Source organism: Leeuwenhoekiella sp. A16 (assembly GCF_047946675.1).
Taxonomy (GTDB): domain Bacteria; phylum Bacteroidota; class Bacteroidia; order Flavobacteriales; family Flavobacteriaceae; genus Leeuwenhoekiella.
The window spans coordinates 216,052-233,160 of sequence record NZ_CP172313.1 but is presented as its reverse complement, the minus strand read 5'-3'; the positions used below and the strand labels follow the sequence as shown (position 1 = coordinate 233,160).

General features: G+C 37.7%; 9 protein-coding genes. 8 read left to right on the top strand and 1 reads right to left on the bottom strand.

The features are described 5' to 3' along the window. Positions 1 to 32 precede the first annotated feature (32 nt). From ACH3O9_RS00975 to ACH3O9_RS00940, 8 genes are all read left to right on the top strand, one after another. A complete protein-coding gene (locus tag ACH3O9_RS00975; protein ID WP_416443469.1) occupies positions 33 to 1,502 on the top strand; it encodes a capsule assembly Wzi family protein in 1,470 nt (489 codons plus the stop codon). A gap of 104 nt (positions 1,503 to 1,606) precedes the next feature. Further along, the gene (locus ACH3O9_RS00970; protein ID WP_416443467.1) at positions 1,607 to 2,329 is read left to right on the top strand and encodes a polysaccharide biosynthesis/export family protein; all 723 of its coding nucleotides are present in this window, start codon (positions 1,607 to 1,609) and stop codon (positions 2,327 to 2,329) included. A gap of 1 nt (position 2,330) precedes the next feature. Then, positions 2,331 to 4,727 carry a GumC family protein gene (locus ACH3O9_RS00965; protein ID WP_416443465.1) on the top strand — a complete coding sequence of 799 codons (2,397 nt, stop codon included), beginning with the start codon at positions 2,331 to 2,333 and terminating at the stop codon, positions 4,725 to 4,727. Between the two features lie 392 nt (positions 4,728 to 5,119). Further along, complete coding sequence (locus ACH3O9_RS00960) at positions 5,120 to 5,530, top strand: hypothetical protein (protein ID WP_416443463.1); 411 nt, start codon at positions 5,120 to 5,122, stop codon at positions 5,528 to 5,530. Positions 5,531 to 5,661: 131 nt separating this feature from the next. Continuing rightward, the gene (locus ACH3O9_RS00955; RefSeq protein ID WP_416443461.1) at positions 5,662 to 6,744 is read left to right on the top strand and encodes an efflux RND transporter periplasmic adaptor subunit; all 1,083 of its coding nucleotides are present in this window, start codon (positions 5,662 to 5,664) and stop codon (positions 6,742 to 6,744) included. A 23-nt stretch (positions 6,745 to 6,767) separates the two neighbouring features. Then, positions 6,768 to 10,010, top strand: coding sequence for an efflux RND transporter permease subunit (locus ACH3O9_RS00950; protein ID WP_416443459.1), 3,243 nt, complete (start codon positions 6,768 to 6,770; stop codon positions 10,008 to 10,010). Continuing rightward, the gene (locus tag ACH3O9_RS00945) at positions 10,003 to 11,466 is read left to right on the top strand and encodes a TolC family protein (RefSeq protein WP_416443457.1); all 1,464 of its coding nucleotides are present in this window, start codon (positions 10,003 to 10,005) and stop codon (positions 11,464 to 11,466) included. The genes ACH3O9_RS00950 and ACH3O9_RS00945 overlap by 8 nt, the downstream gene beginning before the upstream one ends. A 302-nt stretch (positions 11,467 to 11,768) precedes the next feature. Then, the gene (locus tag ACH3O9_RS00940; RefSeq protein WP_416443455.1) at positions 11,769 to 12,983 is read left to right on the top strand and encodes a PQQ-dependent sugar dehydrogenase; all 1,215 of its coding nucleotides are present in this window, start codon (positions 11,769 to 11,771) and stop codon (positions 12,981 to 12,983) included. Positions 12,984 to 13,322: 339 nt separating this feature from the next. On the opposite strand, the gene ACH3O9_RS00935 is transcribed toward ACH3O9_RS00940, so the two are convergent. Next, positions 13,323 to 16,577: a T9SS type B sorting domain-containing protein gene (locus ACH3O9_RS00935; RefSeq protein ID WP_416443453.1), complete on the bottom strand. Its 3,255-nt coding sequence runs from the start codon at positions 16,575 to 16,577 to the stop codon at positions 13,323 to 13,325. Positions 16,578 to 17,109 lie beyond the last annotated feature (532 nt).

The following is a 17,109-nucleotide window of genomic DNA, read 5'->3' as shown; positions in this document are numbered from 1 at the left end:
CATATTTACCCTATATATTTTAAAGTGAACCTATGAATAATCGTCTGATAATTGAATTGCTACTAATTTTCATCTTCACACAGGTAGGATTTGCACAAGTGCAGGAGATAAATGCTAAACTTGAAAGTCAGGTTATTGCAACAAGTAAAGATCAGGTGCCATTCTGGATGTGGGCCAACAAATATGGTAGTATTCCCCTTTCCGGTTTTTCCACCGGTTTAATAGGTTCTGCTTATAAAGAATACGAAGAGACCGGAAGCTATGAGGGTAGAGATTCAAAATTATTTGATTGGGGAGCCGGTTTTGAAGGCAGGGTCAATATAGGTAAAGAAACAGAAGCAATATTAATTGAGGCTTATGTCAAAGCACGATTGGCAATGTTTGAATTTAAAGCGGGTAGGAGTAAGGATGTGATGGGTCTCGTTGACACAACGCTAACTTCAGGTGCTTTTGCAGTTTCAGGGAATGCCTTGGGAATACCCAAAGTAGAAATTTCGCTACCTGAATTTTATACCTTACCGTTTTGGAATGGTCTTTTTGCATTTAAAGGGAATTTTGCTCATGGCTGGTTAGGAACTATTCCGGTCCAGTATGGAAATCACAAACCAACAGAAACCTATTTTCATCAAAAATCTTTATATGGTAGATTAGGGAAGCCCAGCTGGAGACTGCATCTTATCGGGGGCTTTAATCACAATGCTTATTGGGGGAACACCAAAACCTATGCTCCTCATTTTTCTTTATCGGATTGGCAGGAATTTTGGGCTACTGCTACTGGGAAAGTATATAATAATTCAAAAACTGGTAACCACGCAGGTTCTATTGACCTGGGGTTAACTTATGATTTTAATAACGTTCATGTTTTAGCATATAGGCAACAGATATATGACATTGGGGGCTTATATCATTTATCTAATATAGCAGACGGACTTAATGGTTTAAGTTTGACCAATAAAAGGTCAAGTGATGGGAGTTCATTCTATTGGAAAAAAATACTGTTTGAATTTTTATACACTAAAAGCCAAGGTGGTGAATTAAGCGCAAAAATCACACCGTCCGGAGATGAAAATTATTACAACAGTTATATATATACAGAAGGTTGGTCATATAATCACGTAGCATTAGGTAATCCTTTGCTTACAACAACTCCAGCTGCAAGGGAAGGACAAGCTTCTTATGAAAGAGATTATTTCATTAATAACAGGGTGGTTGCTTTTCATTTAGGTTTTCAAGGAAATCTAAATAAATGGGATTTGGTATCAAAATTGACTTATTCTATAAATTATGGAACCTACGGTACTAGTCCTATTGGGCATTCTTTGTCAACTCGTAGAGATCCCTCATATGGCCTTTTTGAGAAAGTAGGGCAATTTTCAGGATATTTAGAGGCGCAAAAAGTATTTTCAGATAAATGGAAATTTGGATTGGTGCTAGCCGTTGATCAAGGAAAATTATACAATGAATCTATAGGGGCAATACTAAAAGCAAATTATAATTTTTGAAAATGACATTCCAATTACATATTGGTAACAAATACAAATAGTTTATGAATAAGTTTTGTTTCTCACTGTTTATAATATTGTTCTCTTGTTTTTTCAACTCTTGTGTGCCCCGAAAAGAGATAGTTTATTTTCAGGGTCTTGAGCAGGCTGAAAAGCAGTTAAATGTAAATCAATTAAAAGGCTTAAAAATTAAGCCCAATGATTTGCTAACTATTAGTGTTTCAGCTGCAGAACAGGAAGCAGCTATTCCTTTTAATTTACCCGTTACAGGTGCAGGAAATGTATTAGATGCGACGAGTTTGTCAGGACAGCCCAAATTGCAATCATTCTTAGTAGATGGAGATGGGTATATTGATTTTCCAATTTTGGGAATGCTAAATGTGAAAGGTGTCAATAGAAATGAATTAGCACAGTCTTTAAAACAACAAATTTCTAAATACGTACAGGATCCTATAGTCACAGTAAGGATTGTGAATTTTCAAATCAGTGTGTTAGGAGAGGTAACGCGTCCCGGAACTTTCGATATTAGTGATGAGTACATAAGTTTACCACAGGCTTTGGGGCTTGCGGGAGATATGAGTATTTATGGGAAAAGAGAGAATGTTTTAGTAATGAGGGAAGAAAACGGAACTACCTTGCATCAATATCTCGACCTGACAAATGCAGATGTGATTAATTCCCCTTTCTACTACCTACAACAGAATGATGTAGTATACGTAGAACCCAATAGCGCCCAACGCCAGGCTTCCAGTTACAATCGTAATTCTTCAGTTTACATTTCAATTGCATCAGTTTTAGTCTCATTAATTGTTTTAATAACTCGATAAAATGGAAGAGAACAGACATATCCCTGTATACTTTGAAGAGGATGATATGAATATCAGGGAAGAACTGGAAAAGTATGTGCGATACTGGCCCTGGTTTTTAATTACTGCTATATTCTTTTTAGCTATCGCCTTTCTATATTTAAAAGTAACCACTCCTGCATATAATACATCTGCAAGTATAATAATAAAGGATGATGATACTAAGTCTGCGGGGTCAGATCTTGCCGCTTTTGCAGATTTGGGTTTAATGGAAGGCTTAGGAACAAACAGCATAGAAAATGAGATTGGCATTCTGCGCTCTCGCCGTATGATGACAAATGTTGTCAATGCGCTGGGTGTTAATGTGCAGTATTATGAAGACGAGACTTTTAAAAATACTGAAATATATAAATCAGCTCCTTTTGAGGTTGAGATTATAGCTTTAAGAGAGTCTGATTTTGAAAAGGCAATTGAGGAAGAAGAGAATACTTTTTCAGTTCATGTAAGCGGTAATGCGTATAAACTGATACAAAATGATTCAGAAAAGGAAATAAACGCAGTAGCTGAAAAAATCACCGATTTAGGTTTTGCTGAGGTCATTTTTCATTACACGCATGAGAATAATTTAAATGAAGATGGAGAAGCAATTGATGACTTTACAATAAAATTTAGACCTGTTCAGTCTGTAGTTGATCAATATCGGGAATTATTAAATGTAACTCTTGTAGATGATAATGCCACGCTTATAGAATTATCTTTAGAAGATCCTGTTAAAGCAAAAGCAAGAGATATTCTAGATCAATTGATCTTTGAGTATAATAAGGAGGCAATTGAAGACAAGAATTTGGTAGCTACCAATACAGCTTTATTCATAGATGACAGGCTTGATATCATCAACAGGGAACTGGATTCTGTAGAGGTAGGTAAAGAAGAATTTAAAGAAGAAAATCAGCTCACAAATATTGAGGCGGAATCTGAACTTTTTATTACAAACGCCAGTGATTACAGAAAAAGAAAACAGGAGATAGATACTCAGTTAGAGTTGGCTAACTCAATGATCGATTATATACAAAACAGTTCTGCTTCAGATCTTTTACCGGCTAATTTGGGTATTGAAGAAACAGGGGTAAACCAGCAGATTACAGAGTATAATAATCTCGTTCTTGAGCGCAACCGTATTTTAAGCGGCTCCACAGAATTTAACCCCGTGGTTAAACGCTTATCAAGCCAAATCGACCAAATGAAGGAGAGTGTTGCCGCAAGCCTTCAACGCATGCGCTCTAACCTGCAAATTGCCCAGCGGGACCTCAACCAGCATGTCGGGACCATTGGTTCACAAATTGCAGATGTGCCTGCTAAGGAACGCCTATTTAGGGGAATAGAACGACAACAGAATATTAAAGAGGCTTTATACCTTTTTTTACTTCAAAAAAGGGAAGAAACCTCATTGACCCTTGCTGTAACCGCACCTAAGGCCAAGATTGTAGATAGTGCATTTAGTGATAAAGATCCCGTTTCTCCCAAACCGGTTATTGTTATGGGTGGGGCTTTGGTTGCCGGGCTGGCCCTGCCTTTTATGTTTTTGTATGTGCAAAACCTGTTAAACAATAAGGTGCAGCGCAGGGAAGATATAGAAAAGGCCAGCAAGGTAATACCCATAGTGGGTGAAATACCTCAGGTACCTAAAAGGGATAGTGACCTGGTAAAAGAGAATGACCGCTCTGTACTCTCAGAGGCATTCAGGATCCTGATTACCAACCTACAATACCTTTTAATTGATAAGAATAATGATAAGAAAGGCTTCTGCCTATATGTTACCTCTACGGTAAAAGGAGAAGGTAAAACCTTTACGGCTGTAAACCTCGCTATCACCTTGGCTAACACAGGGAAGAAGGTTTTAATTATGGGGGCAGATTTGAGAAATCCGCAATTACAACGCTATGAACTGGATGTCAGGCATCGCCTGGGCGTTAGTGACTATCTGGTAAATAATGATATTTTGCTAAATGACATCATAGAGCCCTCTACCTTACATCCCAATTTGCAAATACTGCCTTCGGGAAGTATCCCTCCAAATCCGGCTGAGCTATTAAGAAGAGACAAATTGGGCGAACTTTTTAAAGAGCTTGAAAGTCTTTATGATTATATAATTGTAGATACTGCCCCCTCTATGCTTGTTGCTGATACTTTTCTCATAAATAAATATGCAGATCTTACCCTGTATGTAGTAAGGGCAGGATATACAGAGAAAAAGTTACTTGATTTTGCTATTGATGCTAAAGAGAGTAAAAAGTTGCATGATGTGAGCTTTGTACTGAACGATGTGCAGGCAGCCAACTTTGGCTATGGCAATAAATACGGTTACGTATATGGAGAGTCTGCTCCATCCTTTTGGCAACGCTTGCGAAGTAAATTTTAAATATTAATAATTTAGTTAAATTTTATATCTTCCTTATCGTCAAGCTGAATTTATTTCAGCTTCCTATAACTATTTAGGCTATAGTCGATAATGTTGATTTATTAAAAGAACTCAATCAGATAATAAATGAACAATAAAATCCTGCCGTTTTAAGGCAGGATTTTTTGTTTTAAGCCAAATCAAAAACAAATTAATCCCGATCCTAATCTTACTATAACGATTTATATTAATATCTAATTTTTATTTACTTTTTGGCGGTTGAAAAAAAGGATGCTATAACGATTTGTATATAAATAAATTATGGCTTTTTAAGTTATAAAATCGGGTAAAATTGCCAATTTATTCGCGTAAAGCTTGATAAAATATAAGAGACTAAATACATTTGTCTCAGAATGAATAAGGCATTTAGAACATACTTTGTACTTTTTATTTTAACCCTTTTTAGTGGTTTTGTTCATGTTTATGGCAACTCTACTTCGCGGGTTTCTTCTTTTTATGCTAATTCTGAATGTATTGAATTAGCGGCTCAGCATTCTCCTGATTCCCGTTTTCTTCCTTCGTCATCTTCAGATTCTCCTTTTTTATCAAAATTTATAGTCACAGAAACTGATAGTGAGGAGCTAGTCGATAATCTTGGTAATGATCATGAAGATCTATTCACTTCAGATTTTTACCATGCCTTTTATACCTGGTATTACAACAATCTTTTCCAAAAGAAAAGCAATAACGTTTCTGGCAGATCTTTTATTCCTGAACTTCAATACCCGAAACAATATATTCGGTTTCAGGTCTTTCGTATTTAGAATAATTCGTCCGTTATCCTAAACGGACTCTCCACTAAAACCTGTTAGTAAATCTAATCTTTCAGGTATGTCGTCATGTTTTCGCGTGACGCGTTTCTCTAATCATTAAACATTTCAAAATTCATTTAATTATGAAAAGATTACCAATTTTCATTGGTCTGTGGGCTGCTCTATGTGCGATAGGCTGTAATTCTCACAAGGAGGAAGTACATGAAGACCGCTCGTTTCAGGTCACAAATCCTGTTTATAAGGATACTTCTATTGTAAAAGACTATGTAAGTCAGATTCATTCAATTAGGCATATTGAACTTCGTGCTCTAGAGAAGGGTTATTTGCAAAAAATATCTGTAGATGAGGGTGAGCATGTAAAGAAAGGTCAGCAATTATTCCAGATCATGCCTAATATCTACGAGGCTGAATTACAAAAAGCGCAGGCTGAAAGCGAAGCCACAGAGATAGAGTATCAAAATACAAAATTGTTAGCTGACAGTGATGTTGTTTCTCCTAACGAACTCGCTCTTGCGAAAGCAAATAACGCTAAGGCGCAAGCTGAAGTTCTTTTGGCACAGACACATTTAGGTTTTACAGATGTAAAGGCACCTTTTGACGGGATTGTAGATCATCTGCATGTGCGAGAAGGAAGTTTGTTAGATGAAGGCGAATTAATGACAACCTTGTCTGATAACAGTAAGATGTGGGTATATTTTAATGTGCCTGAATCTGAATATCTGGATTATATCATGAATGCAGATAGAACTAAAAAGCAAAAAGTTAATCTCCAGCTGGCAAACGGAAAGCAATTTAACCAGGAAGGATTTGTGGAAACCATAGAAGGTGAATTTAATAACGAGACCGGAAATATTGCCTTTAGAGCTACTTTTCCTAATCCTGACGGGATTTTGCGCCATGGTGAGACAGGTAGTATTTTAATGACGATTCCGCTGGATCATGCTTTGCTAATTCCGCAGAAAGCAACCTTTGAAGTGCTTGATAAGAAATATGTATTTGTTATTGACGATGATAACATTGTAAGACAAAAAGAAATCACAGTGGGCGGCCAGTTGCCGCATTTATTTGTGGTAGAAAAAGGTCTCACGCCAAATGACAAAATCATACTTGAAGGTATACGAATGGTAAAAGAGGGCGACAAGGTGAATTATGATCTCGTAAAACCCGATACCGTACTGGCTAATCTCGATATGTACGCAGAATAGCAAACTTCTAATTTTTCGACAACATGTTTAAAAAGTTTATTCATAGACCGGTACTGGCTATTGTCATTTCGGTTATAATAGTTTTTATTGGCTTTTTGGCAATCAAGCAATTGCCAATCTCCCAATTTCCACAGATCGCACCTACCACGGTAAACGTATTTATCGCATACCCGGGTTCTAGTGCAGATGTACTGGTTAAATCAACTTTAATACCTCTGGAAACTTCAATTAACGGTGTGCAGGGGATGCGCTATATCGCATCTGATGCTACCAGTGCAGGAGAAGGAACACTACGGGTAATTTTTGAACCTGGTACAGATCCTAATGATGCGGTGGTACGGGTAAAAACACGTGTAGATCAGGTGATGCCATTATTACCCGAACTTGTGCAACGTGAAGGTGTTACAATTACGCCGGTGCAGCCTAGTATGTTGATGTATGTCAACCTGTTCAGCAAGAATAAAGATAATGATGAAAAGTTCCTTTACAATTATGCCTATACGCGTATAGTTCCTGAAATTCAGCGAATTAATGGTATTGCGAGTGCACAGATTTTGGGAAGTAGAAAATTTGCCATGCGTATCTGGTTAAAACCGGATAGAATGAGAGCCTACAATATTTCTGCGGAAGAAGTAATGGAGGCTATGGAAGAGCAAAGTATTCTTGCAAGACCGGGAAGAGTAGGAAGAAGCTCTGGCAAAACCGCTCAATCTCTGGAATATGTACTAACCTATCGCGACAGGTATAGCGAGCCAGAAGAATATAAGGATATTATATTAAGGGCAAATAAAGAAGGAGAGATCATCAAGTTGGGCGATGTTGCCAATGTTGAATTGGGTAGCGAATTCTTTGACATTTATTCTAATCTTGACGGAAAACCGTCGGCATCAATTGTGCTTAAGCAAACTTTTGGTAGTAACGGTAGTGATGTAATCAAAGATGTCAAAGACAAACTTAAGGAGCTCAAGGCAGATCTACCGCCGGGGGTGGATTATAAGATTAGCTATGATGTGTCTAACTTCTTAGATGCCTCAATTGAGCAGGTGCTGCATACTTTGCGTGATGCTTTCATACTGGTGGCCATCGTGGTATTTTTGTTTCTGGGCGATTGGCGCTCTACACTTATACCTATTATAGCGGTTCCTGTTTCATTAATCGGCGCATTCTTTGTCATGCAAATGTTTGGTCTATCAATAAATTTGATAACACTCTTTGCACTGGTACTTGCCATAGGTATTGTGGTAGATAACGCCATTGTAGTGGTAGAAGCAGTGCATGTTAAGATGGAAGAAGAGAACCTTACACCTTATAAAGCGTCATCTGCAGTATTGGGAGAAATAGGTGGTGCAATTGTAGCTATCACTTTGGTTATGGTTTCGGTATTTATACCTATTTCGTTTATGTCTGGACCTGTAGGTGTTTTCTACAGGCAGTTTTCCATAACGATGGCAGGATCTATAGTTATTTCTGCTGTGGTCGCACTTACACTTACTCCTGTTTTATGCGCTATGTTACTCAAAAATACGCATGGCAAACCCAGAAAGAAAACACCTATAAACAGATTTATAGACTGGTTTAATAGAGGTTTTGAAAGACTTACAGGCAGATATGTTGGTTTGCTAAACTATATAGTTAATAGAAGGATAATTACTTTCGGAATTTTAATCGCTTTCTGTGCCGGTATTTTTATAACAAACAAGGTGTTACCTGCAGGATTTATACCAAGTGAAGACCAAGGGATGATCTATGCGATTATTCAGACTCCACCCGGTGCAACGCTTGAACGTACTAATGAGGTAGCTAAAAAACTGCAGAAGATAAGTGAAGAGATAGAAGGCGTAGAGTCGGTTTCATCCCTTGCAGGATATGAGATCATGACAGAAGGGCGCGGCTCAAATGCAGGTACTTGTCTTATAAACCTTAAGCCCTGGTCTGAACGGAAACACACCGTGCACGAAATCATGGAAGAGCTGGAAGAAGAGACAAAAGATCTGGGAGCGGTTATCGAATATTTTGAGCCGCCAGCTGTACCTGGATTTGGTTCATCTGCAGGTTTCTCTATGCGTTTACTGGATAAAACAAACTCCACAGATTATCATGAGTTTGAACGCATAAATAACGAGTTTCTTGAGGAATTAGGTAAACGAAAGGAATTGACCGGACTCTTCACCTTTTTCGCTGCAAACTATCCTCAATATGAGTTGAGTATAGACAACAAGGCAGCCATGCAAAAAGGAGTTTCTATAGGTAAAGCCATGGAAAATCTCAACATTCTTATAGGGAGTACCTACGAGCAGGGATTTATCAAATTTGGTCGTTTCTTCAAAGTGTATACTCAGGCATCTCCTGAATATAGAGCACTTCCTTCAGATATTGAGAAATTATATGTAAAGAATGAAGACGGGGAGATGGTGCCGTATTCTGCTTTCATGAAAATGGAAAAGAAATTAGGGCCTAATGAGATTACTCGTTATAACCTTTACAATTCTGCAGCCATTCGCGGACTTCCGGCAGCCGGTTATACTACCGGTGATGCGATAAATGCAATACGGGAGGTAGCTAAAGAAAAGCTTCCCCGAGGTTATGATATTGCCTGGGAAGGACTTTCATATGACGAGGCAAACCGCGGTAATGATGCCTTGTATGTTTTCGTTATCGTATTAGTATTCGTGTACTTCGTACTTGCTGCGCAATATGAAAGTTTTCTGCTTCCGTTTGCGGTTTTACTTTCTCTACCTGTTGGAGTTTTTGGATCGTTCTTCTTATTAAAGATAATGGGTCTTTCTAATGACGTTTATGCACAGATTGGTGTAATTATGCTGGTAGGTCTTCTGGGTAAGAACGCGGTATTAATTGTAGAATTCGCGGTACAGAAACACCGGCAGGGCGCGACCGTTTTAGAAGCAGCTATAGAAGGTGCTAAAATGCGTTTCAGACCAATTCTAATGACTTCTTTCGCTTTTATAGCAGGATTGATTCCATTAGTCATTGCAACAGGTGCAGGTGCTATAGGTAATAGAACAATAGGTGGTTCGTCGCTGGGAGGCATGCTTATAGGTACGCTTTTCGGTGTAATTGTAATACCCGGACTTTATTACATTTTTGGTAAAATGTCTGAAGGACGCAGTCTGATTAAAGATGAACATGATGAACCTATATCGGAAGAATTCATGAGAACCAGTGAAGGAGAGAGTAAAATCAGTCTCAGGTTGCGAAAAATGAATAAACAGTTGAAAAAACTAATGAAAAGAAAAGACGATGAGTAAGCAGCATAAATATAAAATAAGCAATTATATGCGATGGTCGGTTTTTGTGCTTTCAGCGTTGATTTTACACAGCTGTGTGCCTAAACAAATGGTAAGAGAAGAAACCACCGCATTGCCAGAAACATATAAGGATTTTGTAGAACGAGATTCTGTAAACGTGGCGCGTATGCGCTGGCAGGATTTCTTTGCAGATCACAATTTGCAGACATTAATAGACACAGCTCTTGTAAATAATCAGGAGTTAAATATTACGTTACAGCGGGTCGCTATGGCTAATAATGAGATAAAGGCCAGAACAGGCGAATATTTACCTACAATTGGTATTCGGGCTGGAGCCGAAGTCGAAAAAGTAGGGCGCTATACAAGCCAGGGAGCAAATGACGCTACTACAGATATAAAACCGGGTGAAGAATTTCCCGAACCTTTGAATAATTTCAGAGTAGAAGCTTTTGCCTCGTGGGAAGTTGATGTGTGGAAGAAACTGCGCAATTTAAAAAAAGCCGCTGTTATGGAGTATTTATCTTCTGTAGAAGGGAAGAATTTCATGATAACCAATTTGATTTCTGAAGTAGCTGAAGCTTATTACGAACTTCTGGCGCTTGATAATAAATTAGCTATAATTCAGCAGAATTTAGGGCTTCAGAATAATGCAGTAAAGACCGTTAAATTACAAAAGCAAGCAGCTCGTGCTACAGAACTTGGTGTAAGAAGGTTAGAGGCTGAGGTTTTAAAAAATCAAAGCGAAATGTACGCCGTGAAGCAGGAAATCACTGAAACAGAGAATAGAATCAACTTTTTAATTGGTAGAACTCCACAGCATGTCGAGCGCAATTCTGAAGAATTTATTGAACAGAAAATTGATACTATTTATTCAGGGGTTCCAGCTCAATTGCTACAGAATCGTCCCGATATAAAGCAGGCAGAATATGAGTTAGCTGCCGCGAAACTGGACGTTAAAGTGGCTAAAGCAAATTTCTTTCCTTCTTTGTCAATAGAAGCAGGTATAGGATTAGAAGCTTTTAAAACCAAATATTTAACCACCACACCAGAATCTTTATTGTATTCTGTGGCTGGAAATCTTGTTGCGCCGGTTATAAACCGAAACGCGATAAAAGCTGAATTTAGTAATGCTAATGCCAGACAACTACAGGCGGTTTATGACTATGAGAAAACCATTTTAAATGCCTATATCGAGGTGGTAAATCAGCTTTCAAATATTGACAACCTGAAAAAAAGCTATGAGTTAAAAGTAGGTCAGGTAAGAGCGTTGACTGAATCAATAGAAATTACTAATAAACTCTTTCGTTCTGCACGTGCAGATTATATGGAAGTTTTATTGACGCAGCGCGATGCTTTAGAATCAAAAATGGAGCTTGTAGAGACCAAGAAAGAGCAACTTCTTGCTCGTGTTTCCATGTACCGAGATCTTGGCGGTGGCTGGGTGGAGACAGATTAGAGATAAAAGAGAAGTTTTAGTTAGTTTTATTATTGGGGACATTGTTTCTCCTGAGAAGCCGAAAGTTTACTTTCGGCTTCTTGTTTTAAGAAATGGCCAAATGCACCTAAAAATCGGCTATACAGTCTAAAAATCCACTTTTACAGGAAAACTTAATAATTAAAGAAAATCTTATTAATAATATATAATGATTTAAAATTATCATAATTTATATTTTCTTCCAGCCAAATGCTTTAATTTAAATGTTATAATCTGACTATTAGAAAGATAAGAATAACAGATCGAACTTTAAATGTTTAGCTATGAAAAAAATATTACTTACCACAATGATTGTATTAAGCATGATTCTTCTCATTTATGCTTGCTCCAGTGATGATGATATGTGGGATTCCATTATTCCAGAAACATCAGAAAATCCTACGCAAGATCACACTACTACTAACGTTTTTCAACCTGCGATCGTAGCAGCCACAGCAGAAAGAGTCAATCAATTACAACTTCCTGAAGGATTTAGCATTCACAAATTTGCAGAAGATCTGGGTGAAGCTCGCATTATTGAGATCAGTGAGGCAGGGCGTATTTATGTATCCCTGCGAGAAGAAGGCCAAGTGCTTTTACTGGAAGATACTAATGGTGATGGGACAGCAGACCGAAGAGAAATCGTTGCTACTCTTGAAAATGCACACGGGTTGAAAATTCATGACAACAAACTTTATATAGTGACTATTAAAGAAATATATGCGGCAGATATGCATACTGATGGTACCCTGGGTGAACCACAACTTCTATATACAGGTTTACCTGATGGTGGTCAACACCCCAACAGAACGATAGGTTTTGGACCAGACGGAATGATGTATGTTACTGTAGGGAGTACCTGCAACGCATGTGTAGAACCTAATGAATTCAATGCGACGATGCTTCGGGCGAATGCAGATGCAAGTGATATGCAGGTTTTCGCTGAAGGATTGCGTAATACAATCGGTTTTGGATGGAATCCTGATACCGGTGTTCTATGGGGTATGGATCATGGTATAGATATGCTGGGTGATGAAGAACAAAGTGAGGAACTTAACCAGATCCAGGAGGGGGCACATTATGGGTGGCCGCATATTTATGATGTTGGGCAATACAATCCTAATCCCCGGCCTGAAGATATGACATATGCTGAATTTGCTGCCATGTCCACCTTTCCCGAATTGCTTTATACAGCTCATGCCGCTCCCATGGAAATGGAATTTTATACGGGCAATCAATTCCCCGAAGCCTATCAAGGAGACGCTTTTGTAGCATTTAGAGGCTCATGGAACAGGAGAAATCCTATGGGTTATAAAGTATGCCGAATAATTTTTGAAAATGGATCGCCCGTTCGCATAGAAGATTTTCTTACTGGCTTTTTGGTTAATGGAAATACCGCCCATTTTGGCCGACTTGTTGGCCTTGCAGTTCATCCAGATGGTTCCCTGTTTTTGACGGATGATACTAATGGGGTTATGTATCAGATTAAGTATGAGTAAAGATCATAAGAGTTTTTAATAGCGGCACTTACCGAATAGATCTCTATTTATTAATCAGCGTTATTATTCTATATAAAATAAAAACCCTGTAAATAAACTATTTATAGGGTTTTTGGTGGAGTTTGAAACTCTACACTTGGAGTCGGGCTGAACAACCGAAATTTGAATTCTCTAGTGTTTATAAGGACTTCCGGAGGCTCAAAAACAGGGATACTGAATTGATGACACGTTAACAAAGTTTAGCGCTTTATAAAAGGATTTGTAGGAAATACAGGAGTTTAAGTAGACCTAGAGAAGATTTATAAACTAATGAGGCCAGTTTTGATTCTGGCATTAGAATTACCTTTTTAGCGTAAAATGATTTTTATAGACCCTACCATTGCCCAGATCTATATGAAACCAATAATCATCTGACGGCATTTGAGTGGTATTAAATGTGCCGTCCCAACCCGCACTTTGAGTAGTGATTTGTTTCAACAATTTAGCATAGCGATCAAATATGTATATTTTGGCATCCGGATAGGCTTCAATTCCTTCTACTTGCCAATAGTCATTATAACCATCCCCATTGGGAGTAAATACTTTTTTATAATCTACCAGAACTACTTCTTGGGAATCCTGACCACAGCCTTCTTTGTCTCTAACGGTAACATTATAGACCCCGCCGGAAATAAATGGAAACAGTTCGCTGTTTTGAAAATTAACCCCGTCTATACTGTATTCAAAATCCCCATCACCTGATGCCTGAATAGCTATATAATTGTTATCAGAACAGTCTGCAAAATCTATTTGCTGAATGCTGGGCGGTTCTGATCTTTTAAATTCGAAAGTATTGGAGTTGGTACACAAGATTCCATTTTCAAGTTTGCCTACGGTAAGTGTGTAAGTTCCTTCAATACTGAGATACGCCTCAGAAGAGGTTGAAATGATAGTACCCTGAGGGTCTTCCCATTGCCAGCTGTCAAATTTTTCGCTGCGCGAAATTTGAAGTCCAGGTTCATTATCACAAATCACAAAATTGGCGGCAATATCCAATTCAGGCAATTCATTTATAAATAGATCTAAATTCGTTTCACTAAAGCAAAGCGGGTTTGAAATATTTTCTACACGCACCCTAATGCGTTGCGACCAAGCCGAGGTATTCTGAAAATTCGCCGGTAGCGGACTGGCTAATGTGGTTCCCTTTTCGTCAAAATAATAAATAGTCAACCCGGATTGATTCCCAATTAATTCTTCTTCAATATCCCCTAGATCAAAAGTGGAATATCCATTGCCGGCATCGCACGCAAATCGTGTTTTAGGCTGATTAATTTGCGGCTTTACAGACGTAATTAAATTTAATGGAGTTTCTGCGTAGCAACCGGTTTGAGTGTTTGTTACCCGAACGGTTAAAGTTTCTATGTTTGCGGTTGTGTTTGTATACGGATTGGGCAAGGGATTGGCCAATGTTTTCCCGCCTTCATCATAATAGGTTACAGCCATTCCAGTTTGACCGCTTAATACCTGAGTTTCGATTTGAGAGGTGTCAAAATATTCTGAAATACCGTCCTGGTTATCATCACAACCTATGAGGTCGACCAGGTTATTGGCAACGGGTAACTCATTAACAATGAGTCTAAAGGTAGATTCTGAAGAACACATGGTAATCGTATTGGTTACGCGGGCAGTTAAGACTTCCTGATCGGGTATTTTATTAGAAATAGTAGAAGGAAGGGGACTTGGTATTTGTTCACCATTTTGAAAAAATAAAGATAATTGAAGATTGGGTTGAGTATCTATTAAGTCAGATTTTAGATTGCTTATATCAAATACGGCTATTCCACCGGCATCATCATCACAAATCTGCAGATCGGGAATGGTATTGATTTGGGGTAGATGATTTACCAGAAGATCAAAAGAAGTTTCTGAATAACAGCAAGAGTTGTTTTCATGAGCTACTCTTACTCTTATAGTTTCTCTATCTTTAATAGTATTAGTAAATGGATTTGGTAAAACATTATATTTTTTTCCTGAACCATCTATATAGGAAACTACTTTATCTGTCTGTCCACCTAAAACTTGCTGCTCAATTGTGTGAACATCAAATGTTGTTGATATACCTGAACCAGCATTGGTTTCACAAGCATAAACATCATTAATGCCATAAGCTGTAGGCGGCTCTTTAACATCAATAGTTTCGGTTAAAACCTCTACGTTACCATTTTTACTGGTAACTGTTGCTGTAATGGTATAGCGGCCATCCTTAGAAAAGTCATGGAATGGAGAAAGGTCTGTTGTTTGATTTAATGCCCCTGAATCTATATCGCCGAAATTCCACAAAATACTGGCCACATTTGATTCATCGTCTATACTAAACTCTTTTAAAAACTCTGAACAAATATTAGAAATATTTATTGTAAACGTATTGGAAGTATGCTTTACGTTTCCGGTAACATTAATATAATAATTAATGTCAGGCCCACCAAGGTCGATGGTAGTTTTATATTCTTGAAATGGAGGACAACCCGAAGCTTCAGACTTGATCCACGATAAATCCTTGCTTTGTTCACTTCCAGCTATCCAAGCCATTGAAGAGTAACCAGGCCGCGCCAGATTATAAACTTCAACGAGTATTCTATCTACATTAGATGGAATAGTGATTGGATTTTCAAATTCAACATTAAAAATACGAGGAAATGTGCCTGTGCCTACATAAGGTAGGTCTACAATTTGACTACTTCCTATTAAATCTGCATCTGATAATGAAATGGGAAAGTCTGCATCTATTTTATAAATATTAAACTGGATTTTAACATCAGATACACCAGTCCTTGAGAAGGCAACTTGCCCGCTCTTAATCGTATATTCTTCATTTTTTGTGATTCCAAAATCTTCCAGAATAAATGTTCTACCAAACTTTAAACCACCACCTGTACACGAGTATTGACTTGTCTCTATAACTTTGTCACAAAGGCCATTATGAGTTAAAGTAGCCTGTGAACCAAAATTTGAATGATTTATAATATCTCCAGTTACATTTATATAAAAGTTAGCATTTGGAACAGGAATATCTAGTTCTGTAGTAGGTGTGTAGTTGTAATATTTTCGACAACCTTCATACCAAGAAATGTCATTATCCTTTGCTGTTGCTGCTATAATAACAGCGGCGGAGTTTGGGTTGTAATGATCAACTACTTTTCCGATGGTAACTAGAATTCGTTCTACACCTGCCGGAACAACAATAGGTTTGCTAAATTCTTTTTGTATGATTTGTGGAGTATCCTCTATAGCAGGAACCATTATATATTCTTGAACTCCTAGCAGTTGGGGTCGAGAATCCGGGAAATTAGAATCAATACTGAAAATACTAAATTCCAAATACGCTCCTTTATAAGATTTACTAATTCCTACTTGTCCCGATCTGATAAGAAATTGGTCTCCAAGCTCTATTCCAAAATCAGAAAGATTGAAAACTCTGCTCCAAGACTCATTATAGTACTCGCAAGACGGCATACCAGAATCTACAAGAGTATTTCCAACATTATGGTTTAAAATTACTTGTGCATTTACATAATGCAAGGATAAAAAAAGAAATAATAGTAATGTTTTCTTCAAAAAGAATTTATTTGGAGTGGCAAAATAATTATTCCATTTCAAATAAAAACAGTTGTCAATACTTTAAATTGTTAAACTGACTAAAAACAGGAGGTGCTATATAAAGAGGAAGCTTGTAATTTATTGATTATTAATATTTTTGTTTCAAGAGGCATGAGAGATATTGTCATAATTTGCGCTTCGAAGCTTTCCACTTTTGTAAAGGAATTTGCCCATCCAGGTTTAACACTAATAATAAGACACAATAAATAGGCTTCCCTTGAATGGGAGCTTTTAGAATTTCTGCTAGAAGTTCAAGACATATTATCTGCTGTTTCCTCACGCTCAATCTCTGTAGTTTCAATTTCTACTTGTAAATAGCTGCTCCTAAGACATCAGAAGATTTTACTGCGTTTCTTTTCGTTCAATATTTATGGGTATTTTTATTTAAATTTGTGTGCATTTTTATTTATTTAAAAATCGATATCAACTCTATGAAAGGAAGTGCTGTAGCCGTTGTATCTGGATTCAAACCTAGTGGAGATAACTGATT

Bases quoted from the DNA above. Each gene is read 5' to 3' on its own strand.
- ACH3O9_RS00975 (WP_416443469.1), top strand. From the start codon at position 33: ATGAATAATCGTCTGATAATTGAATTGCTACTAATTTTCATCTTCACA.
- ACH3O9_RS00965 (WP_416443465.1), top strand. From the start codon at position 2,331: ATGGAAGAGAACAGACATATCCCTGTATACTTTGAAGAGGATGATATG.
- ACH3O9_RS00960 (WP_416443463.1), top strand. From the start codon at position 5,120: ATGAATAAGGCATTTAGAACATACTTTGTACTTTTTATTTTAACCCTT.
- ACH3O9_RS00955 (WP_416443461.1), top strand. From the start codon at position 5,662: ATGAAAAGATTACCAATTTTCATTGGTCTGTGGGCTGCTCTATGTGCG.
- ACH3O9_RS00950 (WP_416443459.1), top strand. From the start codon at position 6,768: ATGTTTAAAAAGTTTATTCATAGACCGGTACTGGCTATTGTCATTTCG.
- ACH3O9_RS00945 (WP_416443457.1), top strand. From the start codon at position 10,003: ATGAGTAAGCAGCATAAATATAAAATAAGCAATTATATGCGATGGTCG.
- ACH3O9_RS00940 (WP_416443455.1), top strand. From the start codon at position 11,769: ATGAAAAAAATATTACTTACCACAATGATTGTATTAAGCATGATTCTT.